Source organism: Sinomonas atrocyanea (assembly GCF_030812675.1).
Lineage (GTDB): Bacteria > Actinomycetota > Actinomycetes > Actinomycetales > Micrococcaceae > Sinomonas > Sinomonas atrocyanea_B.
This window is the reverse complement of the sequence record NZ_JAUSTE010000008.1, coordinates 158,063-178,611: the sequence shown is the minus strand read 5'-3', so window position 1 is coordinate 178,611 and position 20,549 is coordinate 158,063. Positions and strand designations below refer to the sequence as shown.

General features: G+C 70.9%; 25 protein-coding genes. 4 read left to right on the top strand and 21 right to left on the bottom strand.

What is annotated here, in order from left to right:
• Positions 1-28 precede the first annotated feature (28 nt).
• From J2W20_RS12770 to dgoD, 6 genes are all read right to left on the bottom strand, one after another.
• Entirely contained in the window at positions 29-1,192 is a 1,164-nt protein-coding gene (locus tag J2W20_RS12770) for a Gfo/Idh/MocA family protein (protein WP_307007016.1), read from the bottom strand.
• 12 nt (positions 1,193-1,204) lie between these two features.
• A complete protein-coding gene (locus tag J2W20_RS12765) occupies positions 1,205-2,065 on the bottom strand; it encodes a sugar phosphate isomerase/epimerase family protein (protein ID WP_307007015.1) in 861 nt (286 codons plus the stop codon).
• 116 nt (positions 2,066-2,181) lie between these two features.
• Positions 2,182-3,216, bottom strand: coding sequence for a Gfo/Idh/MocA family protein (locus J2W20_RS12760; protein WP_307007014.1), 1,035 nt, complete (start codon positions 3,214-3,216; stop codon positions 2,182-2,184).
• A 92-nt stretch (positions 3,217-3,308) separates the two neighbouring features.
• Positions 3,309-4,262 (bottom strand): sugar kinase, encoded by a 954-nt coding sequence (locus J2W20_RS12755; protein ID WP_307007013.1) that lies wholly within the window; start codon positions 4,260-4,262, stop codon positions 3,309-3,311.
• On the bottom strand, positions 4,259-4,912 hold the full coding sequence (locus J2W20_RS12750; RefSeq protein ID WP_307007011.1) for a bifunctional 4-hydroxy-2-oxoglutarate aldolase/2-dehydro-3-deoxy-phosphogluconate aldolase: 654 nt from the start codon (positions 4,910-4,912) through the stop codon (positions 4,259-4,261). Before J2W20_RS12750 ends, J2W20_RS12755 begins: the two co-directional genes overlap by 4 nt.
• A gap of 86 nt (positions 4,913-4,998) precedes the next feature.
• The gene (gene dgoD / locus J2W20_RS12745) at positions 4,999-6,144 is read right to left on the bottom strand and encodes a galactonate dehydratase (protein ID WP_307007010.1); all 1,146 of its coding nucleotides are present in this window, start codon (positions 6,142-6,144) and stop codon (positions 4,999-5,001) included.
• 18 nt (positions 6,145-6,162) lie between these two features.
• Here dgoD and nadE point away from each other — a divergent pair, with 18 nt between their 5' ends.
• From nadE to J2W20_RS12730, 3 genes are all read left to right on the top strand, one after another.
• Positions 6,163-7,008, top strand: a complete 846-nt coding sequence (nadE, locus tag J2W20_RS12740; protein WP_307007009.1) for an ammonia-dependent NAD(+) synthetase — start codon at positions 6,163-6,165, stop codon at positions 7,006-7,008.
• A 75-nt stretch (positions 7,009-7,083) separates the two neighbouring features.
• A complete protein-coding gene (locus J2W20_RS12735; protein WP_307007008.1) occupies positions 7,084-7,896 on the top strand; it encodes an exodeoxyribonuclease III in 813 nt (270 codons plus the stop codon).
• A gap of 40 nt (positions 7,897-7,936) precedes the next feature.
• Positions 7,937-8,770 (top strand): hypothetical protein, encoded by an 834-nt coding sequence (locus J2W20_RS12730; RefSeq protein ID WP_307007007.1) that lies wholly within the window; start codon positions 7,937-7,939, stop codon positions 8,768-8,770.
• Positions 8,771-8,799: 29 nt separating this feature from the next.
• Here J2W20_RS12730 and J2W20_RS12725 read toward each other — a convergent pair whose 3' ends face one another.
• The 15 genes from J2W20_RS12725 to J2W20_RS12655 all read right to left on the bottom strand — a co-directional run bounded on the left by J2W20_RS12725 (position 8,800) and on the right by J2W20_RS12655 (position 18,996).
• A complete protein-coding gene (locus tag J2W20_RS12725) occupies positions 8,800-9,384 on the bottom strand; it encodes a DUF3618 domain-containing protein (RefSeq protein ID WP_307007006.1) in 585 nt (194 codons plus the stop codon).
• Positions 9,381-9,752 (bottom strand): phage holin family protein, encoded by a 372-nt coding sequence (locus J2W20_RS12720; RefSeq protein ID WP_307007069.1) that lies wholly within the window; start codon positions 9,750-9,752, stop codon positions 9,381-9,383. Before J2W20_RS12720 ends, J2W20_RS12725 begins: the two co-directional genes overlap by 4 nt.
• 104 nt (positions 9,753-9,856) lie before the next feature.
• Entirely contained in the window at positions 9,857-10,765 is a 909-nt protein-coding gene (locus J2W20_RS12715) for a hypothetical protein (RefSeq protein WP_307007005.1), read from the bottom strand.
• 71 nt (positions 10,766-10,836) lie between these two features.
• Positions 10,837-11,856 (bottom strand): LacI family DNA-binding transcriptional regulator, encoded by a 1,020-nt coding sequence (locus J2W20_RS12710; protein ID WP_307007004.1) that lies wholly within the window; start codon positions 11,854-11,856, stop codon positions 10,837-10,839.
• Positions 11,857-11,894: 38 nt separating this feature from the next.
• Positions 11,895-12,149 (bottom strand): hypothetical protein, encoded by a 255-nt coding sequence (locus J2W20_RS12705; protein ID WP_307007003.1) that lies wholly within the window; start codon positions 12,147-12,149, stop codon positions 11,895-11,897.
• A 17-nt stretch (positions 12,150-12,166) separates the two neighbouring features.
• Positions 12,167-13,048, bottom strand: a complete 882-nt coding sequence (locus tag J2W20_RS12700; protein ID WP_307007002.1) for a carbohydrate ABC transporter permease — start codon at positions 13,046-13,048, stop codon at positions 12,167-12,169.
• Position 13,049: 1 nt separating this feature from the next.
• The gene (locus J2W20_RS12695; RefSeq protein ID WP_307007001.1) at positions 13,050-14,054 is read right to left on the bottom strand and encodes a carbohydrate ABC transporter permease; all 1,005 of its coding nucleotides are present in this window, start codon (positions 14,052-14,054) and stop codon (positions 13,050-13,052) included.
• A gap of 92 nt (positions 14,055-14,146) precedes the next feature.
• Positions 14,147-15,439: an ABC transporter substrate-binding protein gene (locus tag J2W20_RS12690; RefSeq protein WP_373458012.1), complete on the bottom strand. Its 1,293-nt coding sequence runs from the start codon at positions 15,437-15,439 to the stop codon at positions 14,147-14,149.
• A 216-nt stretch (positions 15,440-15,655) separates the two neighbouring features.
• The gene (locus tag J2W20_RS12685; protein ID WP_307006999.1) at positions 15,656-15,928 is read right to left on the bottom strand and encodes a hypothetical protein; all 273 of its coding nucleotides are present in this window, start codon (positions 15,926-15,928) and stop codon (positions 15,656-15,658) included.
• Between the two features lie 119 nt (positions 15,929-16,047).
• Positions 16,048-16,692, bottom strand: a complete 645-nt coding sequence (locus J2W20_RS12680) for a hypothetical protein (RefSeq protein WP_307006998.1) — start codon at positions 16,690-16,692, stop codon at positions 16,048-16,050.
• Positions 16,689-17,318 carry a hypothetical protein gene (locus J2W20_RS12675; RefSeq protein ID WP_307006997.1) on the bottom strand — a complete coding sequence of 210 codons (630 nt, stop codon included), beginning with the start codon at positions 17,316-17,318 and terminating at the stop codon, positions 16,689-16,691. Before J2W20_RS12675 ends, J2W20_RS12680 begins: the two co-directional genes overlap by 4 nt.
• Positions 17,311-17,739: a hypothetical protein gene (locus J2W20_RS12670; protein WP_307007067.1), complete on the bottom strand. Its 429-nt coding sequence runs from the start codon at positions 17,737-17,739 to the stop codon at positions 17,311-17,313. Before J2W20_RS12670 ends, J2W20_RS12675 begins: the two co-directional genes overlap by 8 nt.
• Positions 17,740-17,744: 5 nt before the next feature.
• Positions 17,745-17,936: a hypothetical protein gene (locus J2W20_RS12665; protein WP_307006996.1), complete on the bottom strand. Its 192-nt coding sequence runs from the start codon at positions 17,934-17,936 to the stop codon at positions 17,745-17,747.
• On the bottom strand, positions 17,933-18,367 hold the full coding sequence (locus J2W20_RS12660) for an Asp23/Gls24 family envelope stress response protein (RefSeq protein WP_307006995.1): 435 nt from the start codon (positions 18,365-18,367) through the stop codon (positions 17,933-17,935). Before J2W20_RS12660 ends, J2W20_RS12665 begins: the two co-directional genes overlap by 4 nt.
• Positions 18,368-18,447: 80 nt before the next feature.
• Positions 18,448-18,996, bottom strand: coding sequence for a TetR/AcrR family transcriptional regulator (locus tag J2W20_RS12655; protein ID WP_307006994.1), 549 nt, complete (start codon positions 18,994-18,996; stop codon positions 18,448-18,450).
• 121 nt (positions 18,997-19,117) lie between these two features.
• Here J2W20_RS12655 and J2W20_RS12650 point away from each other — a divergent pair, with 121 nt between their 5' ends.
• Positions 19,118-20,536: an MFS transporter gene (locus J2W20_RS12650; protein ID WP_307006993.1), complete on the top strand. Its 1,419-nt coding sequence runs from the start codon at positions 19,118-19,120 to the stop codon at positions 20,534-20,536.
• The last annotated feature ends 13 nt before the right edge of the window (positions 20,537-20,549 follow it).

The window sequence follows — 20,549 nt, the reverse complement described above, 5'->3', positions numbered from 1 at the left end:
GCCCCCTGGCCGCCCTCCGGGGAGCCCCTCAGCGCTGGGGGAACTTTCCCTCCTCGGCGATCCGCTTGTTCAGCTCGGCCAGGAACTCGCCCTCGTCGAAGTCCATCGTGACCTCCTTGCCGGTCCAGGCCGAGAGGTGGATCGCGTTGGCGAGCCGGACGCCGAGGATCCCGTCGCTTCCGGGCGCGATGAGCGGGGTGCCATCGAGGATGTTCGCGGCGAAGTTCTCGAGGACGGTGGCGTGCTGGCCGCCCCAGGCGGTGTCGAATTCGAGCGTCTCGTGCGTGTAGTACTCATTGGGGTCGAACTGGTCGCTCGTCATCTTCCAGATGTCCTCGGTCGGGATCCCCGCGTTGATCTCCTGTTCCGGGCGGCGGTAGCGGGTCACGACCGCGGTCTTCGAGTCTGTGACCACGATCTTGCCCGCGTCGCCGGTGATCTCGAAGCGGTCCGTGCCCACCAGCTCGTGGGTCGCCGTGGTGAACGTCCCGGTGGCACCGCTGCCGTAGTCGACGACCGCCACGACCTCGTCCTCCACCGAGATGTTCCGCCGGAAGCCGAAGCCTGCCTTGGCGAACACCCGCTGGGGCACGCCGCAGATCCACTGCCACAGGTCGAGCTGGTGGGGCGCCTGGTTCACGAGCACGCCGCCGCCCTCGCCGCCCCACGTGGCGCGCCAGTCGCTCTGGTCGTAGTACGCCTGCGGGCGGTACCACGTGGTGATGATCCAGTTGGTGCGGCGGATCGCGCCGATCTCCCCCGCCTCGACGATCTCCTTGAGCCGGCGGTAGAGCGGGTTGGTGCGCTGGTTGAACATGATCGCGAACGTCAGCTCCGGCTTGCCCGCGGCGAACTCGTTGAGCTCGCGGACCTGCCGGGTGTACACGCCGGCCGGCTTCTCGACCAGCACGTGGATGCCGCGCTCGAGTGCCTTGATGCCCATCTGCGGGTGGAGGTAGTGGGGCACGGTCGTCACGACGGCCTCGACCGCCCCGGACTCGAGCATCGCGGCATAGTCGTCGAACAGCGCGGCCTCCGGGTGCCGCTCCGCCGCGAGCTCGCGGCGCGCCGGATCCGTGTCGGCGATCGCGGCGATCTCGATGTTCGGCACCCGGCCATCCGCGACGAGTGCTGCGTACTGGCTGCCCTGGTTGCCGAACCCGACGATGCCGAGGCGGACTTTCCTGCTCATGCTGCTGCCTTCCTAGAAGAGGTCGCCGAAGCCGAGGGCGACGAGGTTGTCGTGGGAGGTGGTGAGGGCCTCGAACACGGTCCGCCCGTAGAGCAGGTCCTGCTCGACGAGGAGGTAGCGCGCGCCGGCGTCGACCGCGGCGGGCACGATCGCCGCGAAGTCCAGGTTGCCCTCGCCTACCTCGGCGAACTGGACCACGTCCTTGAAGTGGCGCTGGAACGCTTCGGAGTCCCCCGCCTCGTAGGCGGCGATGCCTTCCTCGGGCAGGGCGCCGATGCGGTAGTCCTTGAGGTGGACCATGGCGGTGCGGCCGGCGTACTTCGCCAGCGTGCGCACGGGGTCGAGGCCGCCGCGCTGGACCCAGTGGACATCCACCTCGAGGCCGATGCTGGGCGCCTCCTCGGCGAGGATGTCCATCACGTAGCGTCCGCCCATCTTGGCGAAGTCGACGTGGTGGTTGTGGTAGTAGAGGGTGATGCCGTGGTCGGCGAGGGCCAGCGCTGCCTTCTCGACGCGGCGGGCATAGTCGACCACCCGGTCCTCGCTGCGCAGCTCGGACATGGGGAGCATGCCGATGCGGAGCATGTCGGTGCCGAGGCGGGCGCAGTCGGAGGCTGCCCGCTCCACGTCCACGGCGAGCGGGTACGGCGTGGCTCCCGCCTCGCCGTCGAGCTGGGCCGACAGGGCGGCGAACTCGATGCCCAGCTCCCCGCGGGAGCGCTCGAGTTCGGCAACATTCGGCCCGTCCATGGGGATCTGGGAGACCTCGACGGCGCGGTAGCCGATCTCCGCCACCTTGCGGAGCGTCTCGAACGGCCCGATGTCCGCGAAGCTCTCCTTGAGCATCATTGCCTGCACGCCGATCTTGGCCATGGGTCTCCTCAATCGTTCCTCACGGCCAGCGCATCCAGTGGCGGCCGTCACAGAGTGCTTTCACTCTAGGCAGGCAGTCAGTCGGATGGTAAACGTTTGCCAGAAGTTGCCGGATCTCAGGCCCAGGCGCCGGGCGAATAGGAGCGCGCGTAGACGTCCTTGATGAGCCGCAGCGACTCAGAGGCCTCCTGGGCGCCGATCCAGAACCGCTCCCCGGCGGCGACGGACCGGTAGAAGTCAGCGATGAGCAGCCGGTGGGACGCGCCCCAGTAGCTGCGCTCCCCGGGGAGGACGCCGGACTCCTCGACCGTCTCCACGCGCCCGTCGGCGAAACGGACGGTGAGGTCCCCCCGCAGGCTCAGCTCCGCGGACTCCGTCTGGACGTCCAGGGTGACGGGAGCGTTGAGTCCGTTGGCGTTGGTCGCGAAGAAGACGCTGCGCTGGCCCCCGGCATGCTCCAGCACCAGGTCCGCGGTGTCCTCGACCTCGATCACGTCCCCCAGGACCCGGGCAGAGGCCCGCCCGTCGACAACCTGGGCGGGCCCGACGAGCCACTGGAGGAGGTCGAGCGTGTGGATCGCCTGGTTCATGAGGAGGCCGCCGCCGCTGCCCGCCCAGGTGCCCCGCCACGGCCGGGCAGCGTAGTACTCGGGCGGCCGGTGCCACATGACCGTGGCCTGCGCCCCGATCACGGCGCCGAGCGTGCCGGATGCCAGGAGGTCGCGCATCGCCGCGACGGGGGCGTTGTAGCGGTTCTGGAAGCACACGCCCAGCTGGGTCCGCCCGGCCAGCCACGCGGCGTCGGCCGCCTCGACGAGCCGCTCGGCGTCCGCGAGGGTGTGCGCGAGCGGCTTCTCCGTCAGGACGTGCACGCCCGCGGCGAGCGCCTCGAGCACCGCCGGGGCGTGTTCGCTGTGCGGAGTGCAGACGTGGACGACGTCGGTGCCTCCTTCGGCGAGCAGCTCGCCGACGCTCGCGTAGCCGGGCACGCCGTGGGCGGCGGAGGCGGCAGCGCGCGGCGCCGGGTCGGGGTCGACGACGCCGACAAGCCGCACCGCGCCGTGGGCCGCGATCGCCGCGAGGTGCTGGGCGGAGATGTCGCCGCAGCCGATCACGGCGGCGCGGAGCACGGGCGTATCCTCAGGCTGCATCCCTCCACGCTAGTGAGCCGCCCCCGGGCCCGCAATCGGTTGCCGCCGGATGCCACCGAGAACCGGGGCCGACGCCGCCAACGGCCGCCGTCCTAGCGGTGCGTCTCGCCGTCGCCCAGATCGAGGAGGGCGAGTTCGTCGCGGCGCGGCAGGCCCTCCCAGTCCCCGAGGTGCCCCACCGCGAAGGCCCCGAGGAGGCAGCCCCGGCGCAGCCGCCCCGCCACGTCGTCGCCGTCGAGCCTCGCCGAGAGGTACCCGGCGGTGAACGCGTCCCCGGCGCCGACCGTGTCCACGGCCCTGACCGGGAAGGCGGGGGCGTGGAGCGCGCCGTGCGGCGTGAAGGCCTGCGCCCCGTCCGCGCCGAGCTTGGCCACGACCTCGCCCACGCCGGTGCCGAGGAGCTCCTCGGCGGCGGCCTCGAGCGTGGCGCCCTCGGGGGCGGCGAGCGCGAGCTCGGCCGGGGAGCCGATGACCACCTCGGCGCCCTCGATGAGCCAGGGCAGGACCTCCGCCGCCTCCTCGGTGCTCCACAGCTTGGAGCGGAAGTTGACGTCGACGGAGAACGGGACGGCGCGCCGTCGGCAGAGCTCTGCCGCGTGGAGCACGGCGGCCCGGGCCACGTCCGAGAGCGCCGGGGTGATGCCGGTCAGGTGCAGCCAGGCGAGGTCCCTGTCGAGGATGCGGTCCACATCGTGCGGCGAGAGCCGGGCGCCCGCCGACCCGCGGCGGTTGTAGAAGACCCGGGAGACCTCCGGTGTGCGCGCCTCGAGGAACATGATCCCGGTGGGCCGGGCGTCGCGGCGCACCCGGGAGGAGTCGACGCGTTCGGCGGCGAGGCTGCGCAGGATGAACTCGCCCAGCTCGTCGTCGCCCAGCACGCCGCCCCACGAGGACTCGTGGCCCAGCCGGGCGAGGGCCACGGCGACGTTGAGCTCCGCCCCCGCGGCGTGCATGGTCAGGGGGCCGCCGATCGCGAGCGGGCCCACGGACCTCAGCGAGACGAGGGCCTCCCCGACGGTGACGACGCTGCCGGCCGGTGTGCTCATGCGGCGCCCTCGAGCTCCCGGGCGGCGGAGACGAAGGCCCGGGCCCGCTCGGCGAGCGCCTCGGCGCTGCCGCCCCGCGCGCCGTCGCCGACGAGCGGCCCCCCGGCGCCGATCCCGAGGGCTCCCGCGGCGATGTACTGCGGGAGCTGCTCGAGCCCCATGCCGCCCACGGCCAGGAACGGGATCTGCGGGAAGGGCTCGGTGAGGGCCTTGAGGTAGCCGGGGCCGACCGCCGAGGCGGGGAAGAGCTTGACGGCGGCGGCGCCCTGCCGCCACGCCTCGTAGGCCTCGGTCGGCGTGAAGGCGCCGGCGAGGACTGGGACGCCCCGGCCGGCCGCGTAGGGGACGGATTCGCTCACGGACGGGGTCACGACGAACGCCGCCCCCGCGGCGACGACCGCGTCGACGTCCTCGAGGGTCAGGACGGTCCCGGCCCCGAGGTAGGCGCCCTCGGGGACGTCCGGGGCCACGGACGCGATCGCGTCGGGCGTGCCCGGAGTGGTGAGGGCGATCTCCACGAGCCGGATGCCCTCGCGGAAGAGCACGCGCGCGGCGCCGGCGGCATGCTCGGGCGAATCCCCGCGGATGACGGCGACGATGCGGCTCGCGCGGACCACCTCGAGGAGGGCGGGGTTGTCGAGAGTTCTCATGACTGCCTTTCCTTCGCTGCCGACCGCTGGGCTGGCCGATCGCTGGGCTGGCCGATCGCTGGGCTGGCCGATCGCTTGCGGCCGGGTCACCATTCGGCGAACGACCCATCGGGGTGCCGCCACACCGGCCCGCGCCAGGCGTGGCCCCGGCGGTCGGCGTCGCGGACCGCCGCCTCGTCGACCTCGATGCCGAGGCCCGGGCCGGTGAGCCGCTCGATGCAGCCGTCCACGAACGCCAGCGGCCCGGGGTCCAGCACATAGTCCAGCACCTCGGCGCCCCGGTTGTAATGGATGCCGATGCTCTGCTCCTGGATCAGGTAGTTCGGGGTCGAGAAGCCGACCTGCAGGCACGCCGCGAGCGCGATCGGGCCGAGGGGGCAGTGCGGGGCGAGCTGGACGTCGAAGGCCTCGGCGAGCGCGGCGATCTTGCGCACCTCGGTGATGCCGCCCGCGTGGCTCAGGTCCGGCTGGGCGACGGCGATCCCGGCCTGGAGCACGGGGAGGAACTCCTGCCGCGAGTAGAGCCGCTCCCCGGTGGCGATCGGGATCGTGGTCGACTCGACCATGCGCCCGATCAGGTGGGAGTTCTCCGGCACCACGGGCTCCTCGAGGAAGAACGGGTGCAGGTCCGCCAGGAGGGAGGCCGCGCGCCGCGCCGTGGCGAGCGTGAACCGGCCGTGGAAGTCCACCGCGACGTCGCGGTCCGGCCCGAGGACGTCGCGGGCCGCGGCGACGCGGCGCACGACGCCGTCGAGCTCGGCGATGCTGCCGTTCGCCGACATGCGCCCGGACGCGTTCATCTTCACGGCCGTGAGCCCTGCCTCGACCTGCGCGGCAATCGCCTCGGCCACCTGGTCCGGCTCGTCGCCGCCGACCCACCCGTAGACGCGGATCCGGTCCCGCACGGGGCCGCCGAGGAGCTGGTGGACGGGGGCGCCGAAGTGCTTCCCGGCGATGTCCCAGAGGGCCTGGTCCAGTCCTGCCACGGCACTCGCGAGCACGGGGCCGCCCCGGTAGAAGGAGCCTTTGGTGAGCACCTGCCAGTGGTCCTCGATCCGCAGCGGGTCCTGGCCGAGGAGGAGCTCGGAGAGCTGGTCCACGGCGGTGCGGACCGTCTCCGAGCGGCCCTCGCAGGTCGCCTCGCCCCAGCCCACGATCCCGGTGTCGGTCTCGATCCGGACAAAGAGCCAGCGTGGCGGCACGAGGAAGGTCTCGATGCGGGCAATCTCCATGGCAAGTACGCTATCCCCATGCGCGAACTCCAGGCGAAGATCATCGAGGAGATGGGCGTCAAGCCCGAGATCGACCCCGCCGAGGAGGTCGAGGCGCGCGTCGCGTTCCTCAAGGACTACCTCCGTGCGACCGGTTCCAAGGGCTTTGTGCTCGGCATCAGCGGCGGCCTCGATTCCTCGCTCGCGGGCCGGCTGGCCCAGCTCGCGGTCGAATCCCTCGCGGAGGAGGGCGTCGAGGCCGACTTCGTCGCCGTCCGCCTGCCCCACGGGGTCCAGCATGACGAGGAGGACGCGCAGGCCGCCCTCGACTTCATCCGGCCCAGGTCGACGCGGACCTTCAACATCAAGGCCGCCGTGGACGGGTTCGAGTCCGAGTACGAGCGTTCGTGCGATGGCGAGCTGAGCGACTTCGTCCGCGGGAACACGAAGGCCCGGGCCCGTATGGCGGCCCAGTACATGATCGCCGGCGAGCGCAGGCTCCTGGTCATCGGCACCGACCACGGCGCCGAATCCGTGACGGGGTTCTTCACCAAGTATGGCGACGGGGGCGCGGACATCCTTCCGCTCTTCGGGCTCGACAAGCGCCAGAACCGTGCTCTCCTGCAGCACCTCGGCGCCCCGGAACAGGTGTGGCAGAAGATCCCGACGGCCGACCTGCTCGATCTCCAGCCGGGCCGCACGGACGAGCACGAGCTCGGCATCACCTACAACGACATCGACGACTACCTCGAGGGGCGGGAGGTCTCGGACGAGGTCGCCGAGTCCATCGAACGCCGCTACCTCATGACGCGCCACAAGCGCGCAACCCCTGTGACGCTGTTCGACACGTGGTGGCGCGAAGGGGCCACGAGCTGGTCGAAGTAGCGCGCCGGCCGCCAGACGGCAGCGCGTCGGCTGCCCACGGTGCCGACTCGCTGCGCGGTTGATAGCGTGGGCGGCGTGAAGCTTGCTACCTGGAACGTCAACTCCCTCCGTGCCCGCGCCGACCGCGTCGAGAACTGGCTCCTGCGCAGCGATGTGGACGTGCTCGCGATCCAGGAGACCAAGTGCAAGGACGAGAACTTCCCGTGGGAGCTCTTCGAGCGCAACGGCTACGAGGTCGCGCACTTCGGGCTGAGCCAGTGGAACGGCGTGGCGATCGCCTCCCGCGTGGGGCTGACCGACGTCGAGCGGACCTTCCCGGACCAGCCCTCGTTCGGCAAGAACGGCGAGAACACGGCCCAGGAGGCGCGCGCCATCGCGGCCACCTGCGGCGGGGTGCGGGTCTGGAGCCTCTACATCCCCAACGGCCGCGCCCTCGACGATGAGCACATGCCGTACAAGCTCGAGTGGCTCAAGGTCCTGCACGGCCACGCCGCCGAGTGGATCGCCGAGGATCCCGATGCGCAGATCGCCCTCGTCGGGGACTGGAACATCGCGCCCAGGGACGAGGACGTGTGGGACATCGACCTGTTCCGCACGCAGGGATTCACGCACGTCAGCGAGCCCGAGCGGGAGGCCTTCCGGGCGTTCGAGGCCTCGGGCTACACCGACGTCGTGCGGCCGTTCACTCCGGGACCCGGTGTGTACACCTACTGGGACTACACCCAGCTGCGCTTCCCGCGTAAGGAGGGCATGCGGATCGACTTCGTCCTCGGCTCCCCCGCGTTCGCCTCGCGGGTCACGGGCGCGATGATCGACCGCGAGGAGCGCAAGGGGAAGGGCGCCTCGGACCACGCGCCCGTCGTCGTGGACGTGGCGGACCCCTCGTGACCTCGCCGTCTGCGGCGGCCCACGCCTGGAGCGGAACGGGATGAGCGCGCGGCGCGTCCGCGCGGGACGCCCCCTCGCCTCCCAGCTGCGCGTCTACGAGCCCCTCTCCGCCTTCACGGCCGAGGAGCAGGAGCGGATCAGGCGCGGGCTCTCGGAGCAGGGGCGGAACGAGCTCGACCGGGCGGAGGCCGAGGACGCGCTGCGCCGCATCGCCCGCCATTCCGGCGACCCGTTCCCTGACGGGCACGCCGAGTTCACGCGGAGCATCACCGCCGATGGGAAGACGGTCTACTGCCCGTCGCAACTCGTCCTGCGCTCCGGGCTCGCCGCGGAGTCGGTGCTCACGACGGCGCCCGCCCCCCTGGCGTCCGTCCTCCTTCCGGAGGCGGCCCGCGCACGGCACCAGGAGCGGGTGGACCGGCTCGCCGAGGAGTCCGGGACGCCGCGCATCAACACCCGCGAGTCGCTCTGGGGCATCCCGTTCAGCTGGTTCGTGCTCTTCCATGAGGGTGACCCGACGGACGTCGTCGAGGAGGACGACCATGTGGCGACGGTCCGGATCACCGCCACGTGGGCCAAGGCGATCAGCCGGGCACGCTTCGCGGTGGCCAACCTCGCCCTCGCCGCGCCCGAGATGAATCTGCTCGACGAGCTCACGACCCTCACGGAGTGGCTCGAGGAGTTCAGCCCCGACTCCATGGTGGAACTCGACTACGGCAGTGTGGCAGACAGGGTGTTCCCCGACGACTCGCCGACGGACGTGCTCCTTGGCATCGAATGCCTCGCCGAGGGGGACATGACGGGCGCCGCTGCCGCATACCGGCGCCTCGCCTCCCGGTGGATCCCGATCCGCCAGCTGGCCCGCGCTTCTTGAGGCCAGCCGGAAGACCGGCGGGTGCTACGTCAGCTGCCGCTGGCGTCGCTGACGTTCTGGCGGGCTTCCTGGACGCGGTCCTGCACAGCGCCGCCCTGGGTCTGGGCCTCGTCCTTCACATTCTGGGCCCCGGAGGAGGCGGTGTCCTTCACAGAGGCGACGGCCTCCTGGGCCGGCTCCTTCAGGTGGTCGGCCACCTCGCGGGCAGCGCCCGCGACTTCCTGCGTGAGTGGCTGCGCCTTCTCCTTGAGCGTGTCGGCGAGCTCCTGCTCCTTCTCGCTGGCCGGGATGAGCGAGGAGACGAGCAGGCCGGCGCCGAAGGCGATGAGCCCTGCCGCGAGGGGGTTCCCGCGGGTCTTGCGGGCCACGCCCTGCTGGGCGTGCTCCACGGTGTCGCCCGCGCCGTGGACGGTGTCCCTGGCCGAGGCCCTCGCGTCATCGGCCGTTCCCATGACCTTGTCCTTCATTCCTGACATCGCCCCCTTGATCTTCTCGGTCTGGCGGTGCGCTATGTGGGAGGGCGTGACCTTGTCTGCCACGGCATCCACGTCATAGCCCAGCCGCGCGCGCGTCTGCTCGATGTCCTGCCTGACTTCTTCGGGGTTCTGGCTCATCGTGGCTCCTCACTCGGCTTGAGCGACTCCGGAATCTTCTTGACGGTCTCCGCGGTGCGCGGAAGGCCCTTGGCTGCCTGCAGTTCCTTCTTGGCCCGGACCGCCAGGATGGCGGCCACGATGCCCCAGAGCACGGCGACGATCACGGCCGACCAGCCGAGACCGACGAGGTAGTACCCGAGGGCCCACCACAGGGCGAGGGAGAGGAAGAGGAGCACGAAGTGGCCGGCAATCCCGGCCCCGCCGTACATCCCCGCACCCTTGCCCGCGCGCGTCGCGGTCTCCCGCGCCTCGGCCTTGGCCAGCTCGAGCTCCTGGCGCACCAGGGTCGAGAGGTCGCCCGCGACGTCCTTGACGAGATCGCCCAGCGAGTTGGATGCGGCCTTCTCCTCGGCCGGCGGCGTAGCAGCGGCTCCGGGGGCGTAGCCGGGGCCGCCCGCGACCCCGGCGGATTCATACCCGGGGCTGTGGCTCACGGAAGCTCACCCCGCTCCGGGTCGCGCGGTTCCACGAGGCCGGAGGCATGCCGGCCCGTGTAGCCGTCGGCGTCAGCGGGCCCCGCCGCGTAGTCGGGGTTGCCCACCGTCCCCGCGGCCTGCTCGGCGTAGCCGGTTTCCTCCGGGTACCCCTCGCCGGCGCGCGCTCCGCCCTGGGCGTAGCCGGCACCGGTACCGTAGCCGGCCTCCTCGGGGTACTCCGCACCGGGCGGATAGCCGGTCCCAGCTGCCGATCCCGCGCCGGCCGCGTAGCCTCCGTCAGTCGGGAAGCCCTCCCCCGTCGGGTACGCGGCGGTAGGAGCAGCGGGCTGTACCGGCGCCTGGCTGGGGCGGGCCGGAATCTGGGCAGGCCGGGACTGGGCCTGGGCTCCGCCGTCTGACGCGTTCGCGGCCAGCGACCGGGACAGGCGGCCGGCGAGCAGGCCGGCGCCGGCAGCGATCGCAAGGAACGCGCCGGGCTTGCGCCGCGCGTACCCCTTGACCTCTTCCAGGAGGGAGCCCGGGTCTCTGGCATCGAGCCAGTCCGCGAAGGATCCTGCGCGACTGGCCGCTTGGCGCACCAGATCGGTTCCGACCCCCGGCTCCTCACTGTTGGAGGCCATTGAATGCAGCTCGCGGTGGATGGAGCGGAGTCCGTCCGCGGCCCTCGACTGCTGGGCGGCGGCCTGCTCCATGAGCTCCTGACGGCTCTGGTGGTAGAGGTCCTTGGCCTGGTACTTCGCTTCGTGGGCCACGTTCGTGGCCTCCTGCTTCGCCACGCCTCCCACGGCTCCGGCGGATGATGCCGCGTCGCCCGCGACCCCTTGGGCCTCGCCCTTCACCGCGTCCGTCGTGGATGGCGACTGCTGCGGTCCTCCGGGATGTCCGGACAGAGATTCGCTCATGGTCTATTCCTTTCGCGATCGTCACTCGGTCGAGTACCTGACGCATGGTCGAATACCCGATCGCGCGAAGTTCACACGAAAGGGGCGGGCGGCGGGGCGGTCGACTCCCGGACGATGAGCCGCTGCTCGGCGACCTCGCTGTGGACCGCTCCGGCCTCACCGCCGAGTTCGGCGAGCAGCATCTGGGTCCCGCGGCGCGCCTGGGCCCGGGGATCCTGCCAGACCGTGGTGAGCCCTGCTGAGGCTCCCATCTCGTGGCCGTCGATTCCCACCACCGACAGGTCCTCCGGCACGCGCAGGCCCAGACGCCGGGCCTCGAAGAGCACGCCGAGGGCCATCTCGTCCGAGGCGCAGACGATCGCCGTGGGCCGCGGCTCGGGCAGCGCGACGAAGCGGTGGAGGGCCTCAACGCCGCTCGCGACCGTGAAGTTGCCGAAGAAGGACGCCTCGGGATGGAGCTCGAGCCCGGCAGCGTGGACGGCGTCGTTGAACCCCTCGACGCGGATCTGCGGCACGGAGAAGTTCAGGTCCGAATCGTCCTGCCCGTGCAGGAGAGCGATGTGCCGGTGGCCGAGGCCGATGAGGTGCTCGGTGATGGAGCGCGCGGCGAGGTAGTCGTCGATCCCGACGTTGGGGCAGCCCGGCACCGGGCCGCCCACCACGATAAGCGGCATGTCGATCGCGTGGAGGTCCTCGATCTCCTCGGGGCGCAGGAACATGCACAGGAGCAGGAGCGCGTCGATCTGCTTGTGCACCATGGCCTTGCTGAAGAGCCGCTCGCGCGGCGAGGAGCGCCCCCCGAGATTGAACAGGGAGAGGTTGTACCCGTGTCCGTGCAGTTCCTGGTCGACGCCGGCGATCGCCTTCCCGAAGAACCACCGGTCGACGTAAGGGGCGAGCACCCCGACGGTGCGCGTCTTCCCGCTCGCCAGCCGGGAGGCGGCCGAGGACGGCACGTAGCCCAGTTCCTTGGCCGTCGCGAGGATCTTGGCGCGGGTCTGGGGAGAGACGCGCGGCAGGCCCCGGATGGCGCGCGAGACCGTCGCCGTCGACACCCCCGCGGCGGCGGCGACGTCGTCGATCCCTACCATGTTCCCTCCCCAGGGGGGCCGCCGCGGCGGCCGGTGATTCAGCCCTTGAACTCGTCCTTCTCGCCGCGGAGCACCCTGCCCCGTAGCTTCCACAGGCCCGCCATCGCGAGCAGGACGGCGAGCAGGCCGAGTGCCCACCCGAGCGCGGGCTGTCCCGTGACCTCCAGCCAGACCGTGGCGACGAGGAGGATGAGGCCCCAGAAGCCCAGGAAGCCCATGAAGATCTCGAATTGCTCGATCACGGCCTTCCGGTGCGGGGTGGAGCGGCGGTACGCCGCTCCACCCACGGACATCGGATCGTGGTGGTTGATCACTTGACCGCACCGGCGGTGAGCCCCGCCACGATCTTGCGCTGGAACACGAGCACGAGGATCACGAGCGGGATCGTCACGATCGTGCCGGCCGCCATGACGGCGGTGTACGGCTCGACGTGCGGCTGCGAGCCGGCGAAGGAGGCGATGGCCACCGTCACCGTCTTGGTGGCGTCGGAGGACAGCTGGCTCGCGATGAGGAACTCGTTCCACGCGCCGATGAAGGCGAGGATCGCCGTCGTGAACGTGGCGGGCGCCGCCAGCGGGAGGATGACCTTCCGGAAGGCCTGGCCCGGCGTGCACCCGTCAATGCGTGCCGATTCCTCGAGCTCCCAGGGCATCTCACGGAAGAACGAGGTGAGCGTGTACACCGTGAGCGGCAGCGTGAAGGAGATGTCCGGGATGATGAGCGCCTGGTAGGTGCCCATCCAGCCGATGTTGGTGAACAGCTGGAACAGCGGCGTCACGAGCGCGACGCCCGGGAACATCGACGCCCCGAGGATGAACCCCATGACCGCGAACTTGAACCGGAAGTTCAGGCGCGCGAGCGCGTAGGCGGCGAAGACGCCGACCACGAGCGCCACCACGGTCGTCACTCCCGCCACGATGAAGCTGTTGAGCAGGTTCTGGGCGAAGTGGTTCCCCAGGCTCGTGTCGAAGACGGTCTTGAAGTTGTCGAGGGTGACGTGCGTGAAGAAGAACGTCGGGTCGAACGTGTAGCCCACGTCGCGGAACGCCGTGACGACCATCCAGTAGAAGGGGGCGAGGCACCAGACGAGGATGATCGCCGCCGAGATGTAGGTGCGCAGTGCGGCCCAGTCGAAGCCCTTGCGGCGCGCTGGGACGGCGGCGGTCCGGGGCAGGGTGGCGGTGGCGGCCATGTTACTTCCTTCCCGCAGAGGTGGCCGCGCCCACGGCGTTCGCGCCGAGGAAGCGGACGAAGATGAAGGCCACGATGAAGATCACGAGGAAGGTGATGGTCGAGAGCGCGGCCGCACTGTTGAACCCCTGTCTGATCTGGTCGACGACGAGGATCGAGAGGGTCGTGGTGTTGTTGCCGCCCTGGGTCATGATGTACGGCAGGTCGAACATGCGCAGGGCATCGAGCATGCGGAAGAGGATGGCGACCATGAGGGCCGGCCTGACGAGCGGGAGCGTGATCTGGGTGAAGCGCTGCCACGCGGAGGCGCCGTCGACCTTCGCCGCCTCGTAGACCTCGTCCGGGATGAGCTGGAGGCCAGCGAGGATCAGCAGTGCCATGAACGGCGTGGTCTTCCAGACGTCGGAAATGATGATGGCCCACTTGGCGGGCCATTCGGACCCGGTCCAGAGGATGTGGGTGCCGAAGAGGCTGTTGGCGATGCCGTCGACGGCGAAGATGAAGAACCACAGCTTCGCGGTCACGGCGGTGGGAATGGCCCACGGGACGAGGACGGCCGCGCGCACGGCGCTGCGCCCGCGGAACGTCCGCGCCATGATGATGGCCATCCAGAACCCGAGGACCGTCTCGAGGGCCACGGTGACGATGGAGAAGAAGAAGGTGGTCCCGAACGCGTTCCAGAACTGGGATCCGAGAGTGCCCGGGGGGCATGCCTGGCCGTTGCACTGCTGCGCAAGCCAGTGGGCGTAGTTGTCGAACCCGGCCGCGCCGCCCTGGACAAAGAAGCCGTTGACGAGCCCGGCGTCCTTCTGGAAGGACATGATGATCGCGTTGACCACCGGGTAGACGATGACGACCGCGAGAAGGATGATCGTCGGCACGAGCAGGATCGCGGCCGTGCGTCCCTGGGTGACCTGTCTGCGGTCGGCGCTCTCCTTGCCCGGGGTGTGGTGCGGCTCGCGCGTTGCCGCCGTGGCGGCGGCCCGGGGCGGGACCTGAGTGGACATGGGTGTGACTCCTCTGTGAGGACTTTGTCGGCTCTAGGAAGGGGCGGACGGCCCGGCGCCGCGAGGCACCCGGACCGCCCGCCCCGCAGTGGCTACTGGCTTGCCGCGGTGATGGCGGACTGCATGTCGGTCAGGGCCTGGTCAACCGACTTCGACCCCTTGAGCGCTGCATAGGCGTTGTCCTGGATCGCCTTCGTGACACCCGGGTAGTACGGCGTGACGGGGCGCGGCACGGCGTTCTGGATGGAGGTCAGAAGGGTCGGCAGGTACGGCAGCTTCGCCGTCAGCTGCGGATCCGTGTAGAGGGAGGACAGCACCGGGGCCAGGGAGCCCTGGGTCGCGTAGAACTTCTGCGTGTCCGAGCTCGCGATGAACTTCAGGAAGTCCAGCGCGGTCGCCTTGTGCTGCGAGTAGACGCTGATCGCGGCGTTGTGGCCGCCCAGCGAGGATGCGCCCGGGCCGTCCTTGCCGGGAAGCGGGGCGACGCCGAACTTGTCCTTGACCGTCGAGGAGCCGTCGGTCTTGGCCAGGTTGTAGACGTAGGGCCAGTTGCGCAGGAACAGGAGCTTGCCGTTCTCGAACGCCGTACGGCCCTGCTCCTCCTGGTACGTGATCGCGTCCTGCGGGATGTTGCCGTTCTTGTAGGCGTCCACGAGCTTGCTGAGCCCGGTCTTGGCCTCGGGCGAGTTGACCACGGCCTTCCCGGAGTCGTCCACGATCTTGCCGCCGAACGAGTTGATGGCTTCCGCGGTGTTCACCGTGAGGCCCTCATACTGGGCGAACTGCCCTGCGTAGCAGCCGATGTTGTTCTGCTTCGCGATGGAGCACATGCTCATCATCTCGTCCCACGTCTTCGGCGGGTTCGGCACGAGGTCCTTGCGGTAGTAGAGCAGGCCGCCGTCCGAGGACTGCGGCGTCGCGTAGAGGGTGCCGTTGTAGGTGGCGGTCTTCACCGTCGCGGGGAGCATCCCCGTGGTGTCCATGGCCATCTTGTCCTTGAGCGGCTGCAGCCAGCCCTTCGCGGCGAACTCGGCGGTCCAGACCACGTCGACGTCGACAACGTCGTAGTTCTGGTCCTTGGCCTGGAAGTGCTGCACGAGGTCGTCGTGCTGCTGGTCGGCCTGGTCCGACTGCTCCTTGAACGTGACCTTCTGGTCCGGGTGGGCCGCGTTCCACTTGTCGATGAGCGGGCGGACCACGTTCGAATTGTCCTTGCCCTGGACGTACGTGATCGGGCCGCGCCCATCGAGGTTGTTGGCCGCATCCCCGCCGCCGGTGCTTCCCCCGCCTCCGCTGGATCCTCCGCTGCAGGCCGAGAGGGCCAGCACCAGTACGCTTGCCGCGGCCAGAGGAGAGGCATACCTGGAGAAGGTTCGGATTCTCATGCTCGACTCCTGTGTCGGTCGAGGCAGCGCTCACGCTCCGCCGCCCCAGTGATGTGTGGTGGCCCTCACATTAGGGGCGATGCAAGGATCTGTGCAAGCGCTTACGCAGATCGTTTTCTCACCGTGACCTAAGCCTCTTGCGACGCGCCGAAATCCAACCGCGGGGGCGCCCTCCGGTGAGGAGGGCGCCCGCGGCGGGCAGCAGAAGGACGGGGCCTAGTCCCCCTTGAACATGCCGGCGATCTTCGAGCCGAACTCCTTGACGTTCTCGGTGACGTCCTCGGCGAGGTCCTTGGCGTGCTGCCCGACGTCGCCGGAGAAGAACTCCTTGACGTTCTCGGTGGCGTCCACCGCGAACTCCTTCACGTTCTCCGTCGCGTCCACCGCGAACTCCTTCACGTTCTCGGCCGCGTCCGCCGCGAACTCCTTGCCCTTCTCGACCGCGGCCTCGAGGCCGTCCTTCGCTCCCTCTGTTCCGTTCCCGCTCATCTGGTCCTCCTGTCGGGCCCATGGTGGCCTCTTCCGGGTGGGCAGGGTTGCGCCCCCGCGCTCACGGTAGGCGGAGGCGCCGCGGGGCTGCAAGGATCCGGCCCGGGCCTGCGGCAGTGCTAGCGGACACGCTCGGCGCGGCTGAAGCGGGTGCGGGCACCCGAGGTGATGTGCAGGAGGACGGGGACGGAGACGCCGACCACCTGCCTGAGGCGGTCCACGAGCCGCTCGACGTCCTGGGCGATCGCGGCCGGGTCCGCACCCTGGCGCGCGACGAGTCGGATCCGCAGGGCGGTGCGGCCCTCGAAGTCCACGGCCACGACGCTGCTGCCCAGGACGTCCTTGCGGGCGGCGAGGGCTGCCCGCACCGCCTGCTCCACGGCCGCGGCGGCGATGCTCACCCGGCCCCGCGCCTCGCCGGGCAGGAACTCTCCGTCCGGCCCTGCGCCTCCCTCGGGTCCCGTCGCGGCAACCACGTCGCTGCGCCCCTTCCCCTGCTGGGCGACCCACCACACCATCAGGAGCACGACGACGACGGCGGCCGCTGCGAGCAGCAGCCACAGCCAGGAGACCGTGGTCCCGGGCACCCGGGATCCGACGAAGACGGTTCCGGCCGACTCCGCGGCGGAGGGCGCCCAGCCGTGCCACCACGACGCCACCGCTGGCACGGCGGCCAGCAGCACGAGCAGGACGCCTACCGAGAGGATCACGAGGCCGAACAGGAAGATGAGGACCCGGTTGAGAGCCCGGGGCGTGCCGTTCATGCGCCGACCACCCCGGCCCCCTCGACCCGGACCCGCAGCTGGACGTGGGGCTCCGGGCGCAGGCGTGCGAGCTCGTCCTCGGTCGCGGCGAGCACGTCCTCGGCCCGCACTGGAATGCCCGAGGTGGGGCGGACGTAGACGATCGCCTCCCGCTCGGTCATGACCACGTTCACCTGCTCGGGCCGGACCACGGCTGCCGCCCGCGCTCGCCGCGCGAGCGCGGAGGCGAGCACCTCGTCGTCGACCACGACGGCGATCCTGACGCCGGGCAGCGACCGGCGCCCCCGGCGCCCTGGGCGCACGGCGACGACAGCCAGGACCAGGCCAACCATCGCGAGGACCCCGCCGCCGAGCCCGAGGAGCCCACGGTTGACCCCGGCAGGGAGCCCAGCAACGGCGCGGGCAGCGGACTCGGGGTCGATGAGCCACGCTGGCTGGCCCACGGCCTGCAGCGTCGATTCGAGGAGGCCGTACGCGCAGACGGCCGCCACGACGAGAGCCACGAGGGCCGCCACGTAGGCCCTCGATGAGCTGGTCTCACGACGGACCGCCGAGTCGAGCCCGTGGCCTCCGTCTGCCGACGGCGCCGCGACGTCCTCGGACCGGGTGGCTCGGCGCTCAGCCATGCAGGCCCTCCACGGGGCGGCCGAGGACGGCCGGCCGACGTTCCGTCCGGATTCCGGAGACGCGGATGTCGACGCGGGAGAGCGTTGCCCCGCTCAGGCGCGAGACAGACTCGAGGATGCGCCCCTTCGCCATCGCGCAGCGCTCCCACACGCTCCCGCCCCAGGCCGGGACGTCCACCGGCGCACCGGCTGCAGAGAGGTCCGGAATCGCGATCGGCGCGACGATCCGCAGAGCCAGCAGGCCGGCGTCGTCCGACCAGTCCGCCCGGACGTCGCCGGGACGGATGCCCAGCTCGGCGCCGGCAGCCGCCTGCGCGAGACTCGTGAGGGCCTGGGTGCTCACCCGGTTGAGCCCGGCATAGGCGCTGCCGGGAGGCCGCGAGGGTGGCGCTGGCACCGGCGCCGCGCCGGGCGGGGGCATCTGGCTCACGAGGAGGATCGCCGCCCCAGCAGAGCCTCCCAGACACGCCGAAGGTCGAGCCGGCCCTCGGCCGCGCGGCCCAGCACCGCGCCGATGGCCATGAAGAGGAGGGAGACGAGGAAGCCCCATACACCGAACTGGAAGGACATGAAGGCCAGGAATGCTCCTGCGCCGATGCCCACGACGACCAGACTCACTGCACCTCGATTCCGGGCTTGGCGCCCTGGCGCGGCTCGCCGATGAAGACGTCGGCGATCTCGACGTTGACCTCGATGACCTGCAGCCCCGTGAGCCCCTCGACGGCGTGGTACACGGCCGTGCGGATCTGGTCGGCGAGTTGCTGGAGCGGGACGCCGTACTCGGCCACGAGCGTCACGTCGACGGCCGCCTGGGCCTGGCCGACCTCTGCGCGGACGCCCGCCGCATGGTCGCTCAGCGCGGGACCGACGGCCTCGCGGATCGCCCCGAGCGCGCGCGAGGGGGCCGACCCGAGGGAGTGGACGCCCGGGACTGCCCGCGCGGCCGCCGCGGCGACCTTGGCCACAGCATTCTCGTGGACCACGGTCCGTCCCGTGGCGGCGACAGCAGCGCTGAACTCATCACCGAGCGCGCCTGGTTCCTGGGTCATCCGGCCTCCCCTCGTCGCCTCTGCGCACTACCTTAGTACGCACCGCCGACACTGGACCTGAGGCGCCGCGCGGGCTGTGTTCAGGCGGCGACGAGCCCGTCCGCGACGACGCCGAGCATCGAGGCGACCTCGTCCGGCCCGAGCCCGCTCCCGTCCGCGACCGCGGCGACCGCGCCGACGAGTCGCGAGATCTCCATCGCATCCACGCCCGGGCGCAGCGCGGGGCCCAGCTCGTCGATGACCCGCTGGTTGGCGCCGAGGTAGCGCGTGCACTTGGCGGCAAAGGGCGAGGCCGGGTCGCCGAGCGCGAGGGTGATGCGCGCGGCAGCGCCCTTGTGCCCGTTGAGCAGGTCGACATAGTCGCCGAACCAGCTCACAAGCTTGTCCCTCGCGGAGGCGTCGAGCCCGAGGGCCCGGTCCACGGCAGCCTTGACCTTGTCCGTCCACGCCTCGAGCACGGCGTCGTACAGCGCCTCCTTCGTGGGGAAGTGGCGATACAGGGTCCCGGCACCTACCCCTGCGGCCTTGGCCACCTCGTCCATCGACACCCCGGCGAAGCCCTTCTCCTTGAACAGGGCGCGGGCGATCTCCACGATGCGGTCGCGGTTGCGGCGGGCATCAGCGCGCACGGTCTGGACACCTTTCCTCGAGACGGATTGCCAAACGGAGACCCTCTCCGTATAGTTCTAACCGGAGGAACTCTCCTCTTTAGTGTACGTCAGCCCCTCGGCCAGAACAGGACACTTCCCCATGCCACAAACCACCGCAGCCCGCATGCCCGCAGCCGGGCAGTCCACCGGCCCCGCCAGAAGCAGCCGCGCGGGAAACGCCGGCCTCTGGCTGGTCATGCTCGCCCAGCTCATGCTCGTCCTCGACGCAACCGTGGTGAACGTCGCGCTCCCGCACATTGCCGTCGACCTCCGCTTCTCCCCCGCCCAACTCAGCTGGGTGCTCAACGCCTACGCCCTCGCCTTCGGCGGCGTCCTGCTGCTGGGAGGCAGGGTCGGAGACGTCCTCGGACGCCGCCGCACCTTCCTCATGGGAGTCGGCGCCTTCACCGCCTTCTCGCTCCTCGGGGGCCTCGCGGCCTCACCCGTCGTCCTTGTCGTGGCCCGTGCCCTCCAGGGCCTCGGGGCCGCGTTCGCCGCACCGAGCGTGCTCGCGCTCGTCACCACCTCCGCGAAGGACGACGGCGCGCGCCACCGCGCGCTCGCCCTCTTCTCCGCCATTGCCTCCATGGGCGGCGCGCTGGGCCTCATCCTCGGCGGCATCCTCACCGACGCCGCCAACTGGCGGTGGACACTCTTCATCAACGTGCCCATCGGGGCCCTGATCCTCGTTGCCGTCCCGCGGCTCGTCGACGAGACCCCGCGCCGGTCCGGCCGCTTCGACGTGCTCGGCGCCGTGACCGCAACCGGCGGGGCGGTCGCGATCGTATGGGCGCTGCTCCAGGCAGCGGACTTCGGCTGGGCGGACGCCCGGACGATCGGCGGCCTAGCCGTCGGCGCGGCGCTGCTGGCTGCGCTGGGCGTCACCGAACTCCGCGTCGCGCACCCCCTCCTGCGCCCCGAGCTGCTCCGGAGCCCCAGCCGGCTCAGCGCCCTCGCGGCCATGGCGGCGACCTTCGGCGGCATGCTCGCGATGTTCTTCCTGATGGTCCAGTACGTCGAGGACGTCCTCCGCCTGTCCCCGCTCGTGACAGGGCTCGCGTTCCTTCCGATGCCGCTGAGCATCTTCGCTGTCTCGCGGATCATCTCCCGGCTGGTCGAGCGCTTCGGCCCCGAGCGACTCGTGACCGCGGGCGCCCTGCTGCGGGTTGTGGGGTTCATCCCGCTCACCCAGCTGGGGCCAGGGACGCCGTTTGCGGTCATCGTCGGCGCGCTCCTGTGCACCGGGATCTCCGCGGGCCTGACCTTCATGCCGCTCACGACCCTCGCACTGCGGGACGTCGAGCCCGAGCATGCCGGTGCGGCGTCGGGCCTGTTCCAGACCATGCAGCAGCTCGGCGGCGCGGTGGGCCTCGCCATCGTTGCATCGACCTATGCTGGCTTCGCGGTCCCGGGCGATTTCCTCGCCGGAGGCCGGGCCGGGTTCGTCTCCGCCGCCATCCTCTCGGGGCTCGCGTTGATCGCCGCAGTGGCGCTGTCCCTCCGGGCGCGACACGGGTGAGTGCCGCCGGGCG

Coding starts and splice junctions, on each gene's coding strand:
- J2W20_RS12770 (WP_307007016.1), bottom strand. CDS start 1,192: ATGAGCAGGAAAGTCCGCCTCGGCATCGTCGGGTTCGGCAACCAGGGC.
- J2W20_RS12765 (WP_307007015.1), bottom strand. CDS start 2,065: ATGGCCAAGATCGGCGTGCAGGCAATGATGCTCAAGGAGAGCTTCGCG.
- J2W20_RS12760 (WP_307007014.1), bottom strand. CDS start 3,216: ATGCAGCCTGAGGATACGCCCGTGCTCCGCGCCGCCGTGATCGGCTGC.
- J2W20_RS12755 (WP_307007013.1), bottom strand. CDS start 4,262: ATGAGCACACCGGCCGGCAGCGTCGTCACCGTCGGGGAGGCCCTCGTC.
- J2W20_RS12750 (WP_307007011.1), bottom strand. CDS start 4,912: ATGAGAACTCTCGACAACCCCGCCCTCCTCGAGGTGGTCCGCGCGAGC.
- dgoD (WP_307007010.1), bottom strand. CDS start 6,144: ATGGAGATTGCCCGCATCGAGACCTTCCTCGTGCCGCCACGCTGGCTC.
- nadE (WP_307007009.1), top strand. CDS start 6,163: ATGCGCGAACTCCAGGCGAAGATCATCGAGGAGATGGGCGTCAAGCCC.
- J2W20_RS12730 (WP_307007007.1), top strand. CDS start 7,937: ATGAGCGCGCGGCGCGTCCGCGCGGGACGCCCCCTCGCCTCCCAGCTG.
- J2W20_RS12725 (WP_307007006.1), bottom strand. CDS start 9,384: ATGAGCCAGAACCCCGAAGAAGTCAGGCAGGACATCGAGCAGACGCGC.
- J2W20_RS12715 (WP_307007005.1), bottom strand. CDS start 10,765: ATGAGCGAATCTCTGTCCGGACATCCCGGAGGACCGCAGCAGTCGCCA.
- J2W20_RS12710 (WP_307007004.1), bottom strand. CDS start 11,856: ATGGTAGGGATCGACGACGTCGCCGCCGCCGCGGGGGTGTCGACGGCG.
- J2W20_RS12705 (WP_307007003.1), bottom strand. CDS start 12,149: ATGTCCGTGGGTGGAGCGGCGTACCGCCGCTCCACCCCGCACCGGAAG.
- J2W20_RS12700 (WP_307007002.1), bottom strand. CDS start 13,048: ATGGCCGCCACCGCCACCCTGCCCCGGACCGCCGCCGTCCCAGCGCGC.
- J2W20_RS12695 (WP_307007001.1), bottom strand. CDS start 14,054: ATGTCCACTCAGGTCCCGCCCCGGGCCGCCGCCACGGCGGCAACGCGC.
- J2W20_RS12690 (WP_373458012.1), bottom strand. CDS start 15,439: ATGAGAATCCGAACCTTCTCCAGGTATGCCTCTCCTCTGGCCGCGGCA.
- J2W20_RS12685 (WP_307006999.1), bottom strand. CDS start 15,928: ATGAGCGGGAACGGAACAGAGGGAGCGAAGGACGGCCTCGAGGCCGCG.
- J2W20_RS12680 (WP_307006998.1), bottom strand. CDS start 16,692: ATGAACGGCACGCCCCGGGCTCTCAACCGGGTCCTCATCTTCCTGTTC.
- J2W20_RS12675 (WP_307006997.1), bottom strand. CDS start 17,318: ATGGCTGAGCGCCGAGCCACCCGGTCCGAGGACGTCGCGGCGCCGTCG.
- J2W20_RS12670 (WP_307007067.1), bottom strand. CDS start 17,739: ATGCCCCCGCCCGGCGCGGCGCCGGTGCCAGCGCCACCCTCGCGGCCT.
- J2W20_RS12660 (WP_307006995.1), bottom strand. CDS start 18,367: ATGACCCAGGAACCAGGCGCGCTCGGTGATGAGTTCAGCGCTGCTGTC.
- J2W20_RS12650 (WP_307006993.1), top strand. CDS start 19,118: ATGCCACAAACCACCGCAGCCCGCATGCCCGCAGCCGGGCAGTCCACC.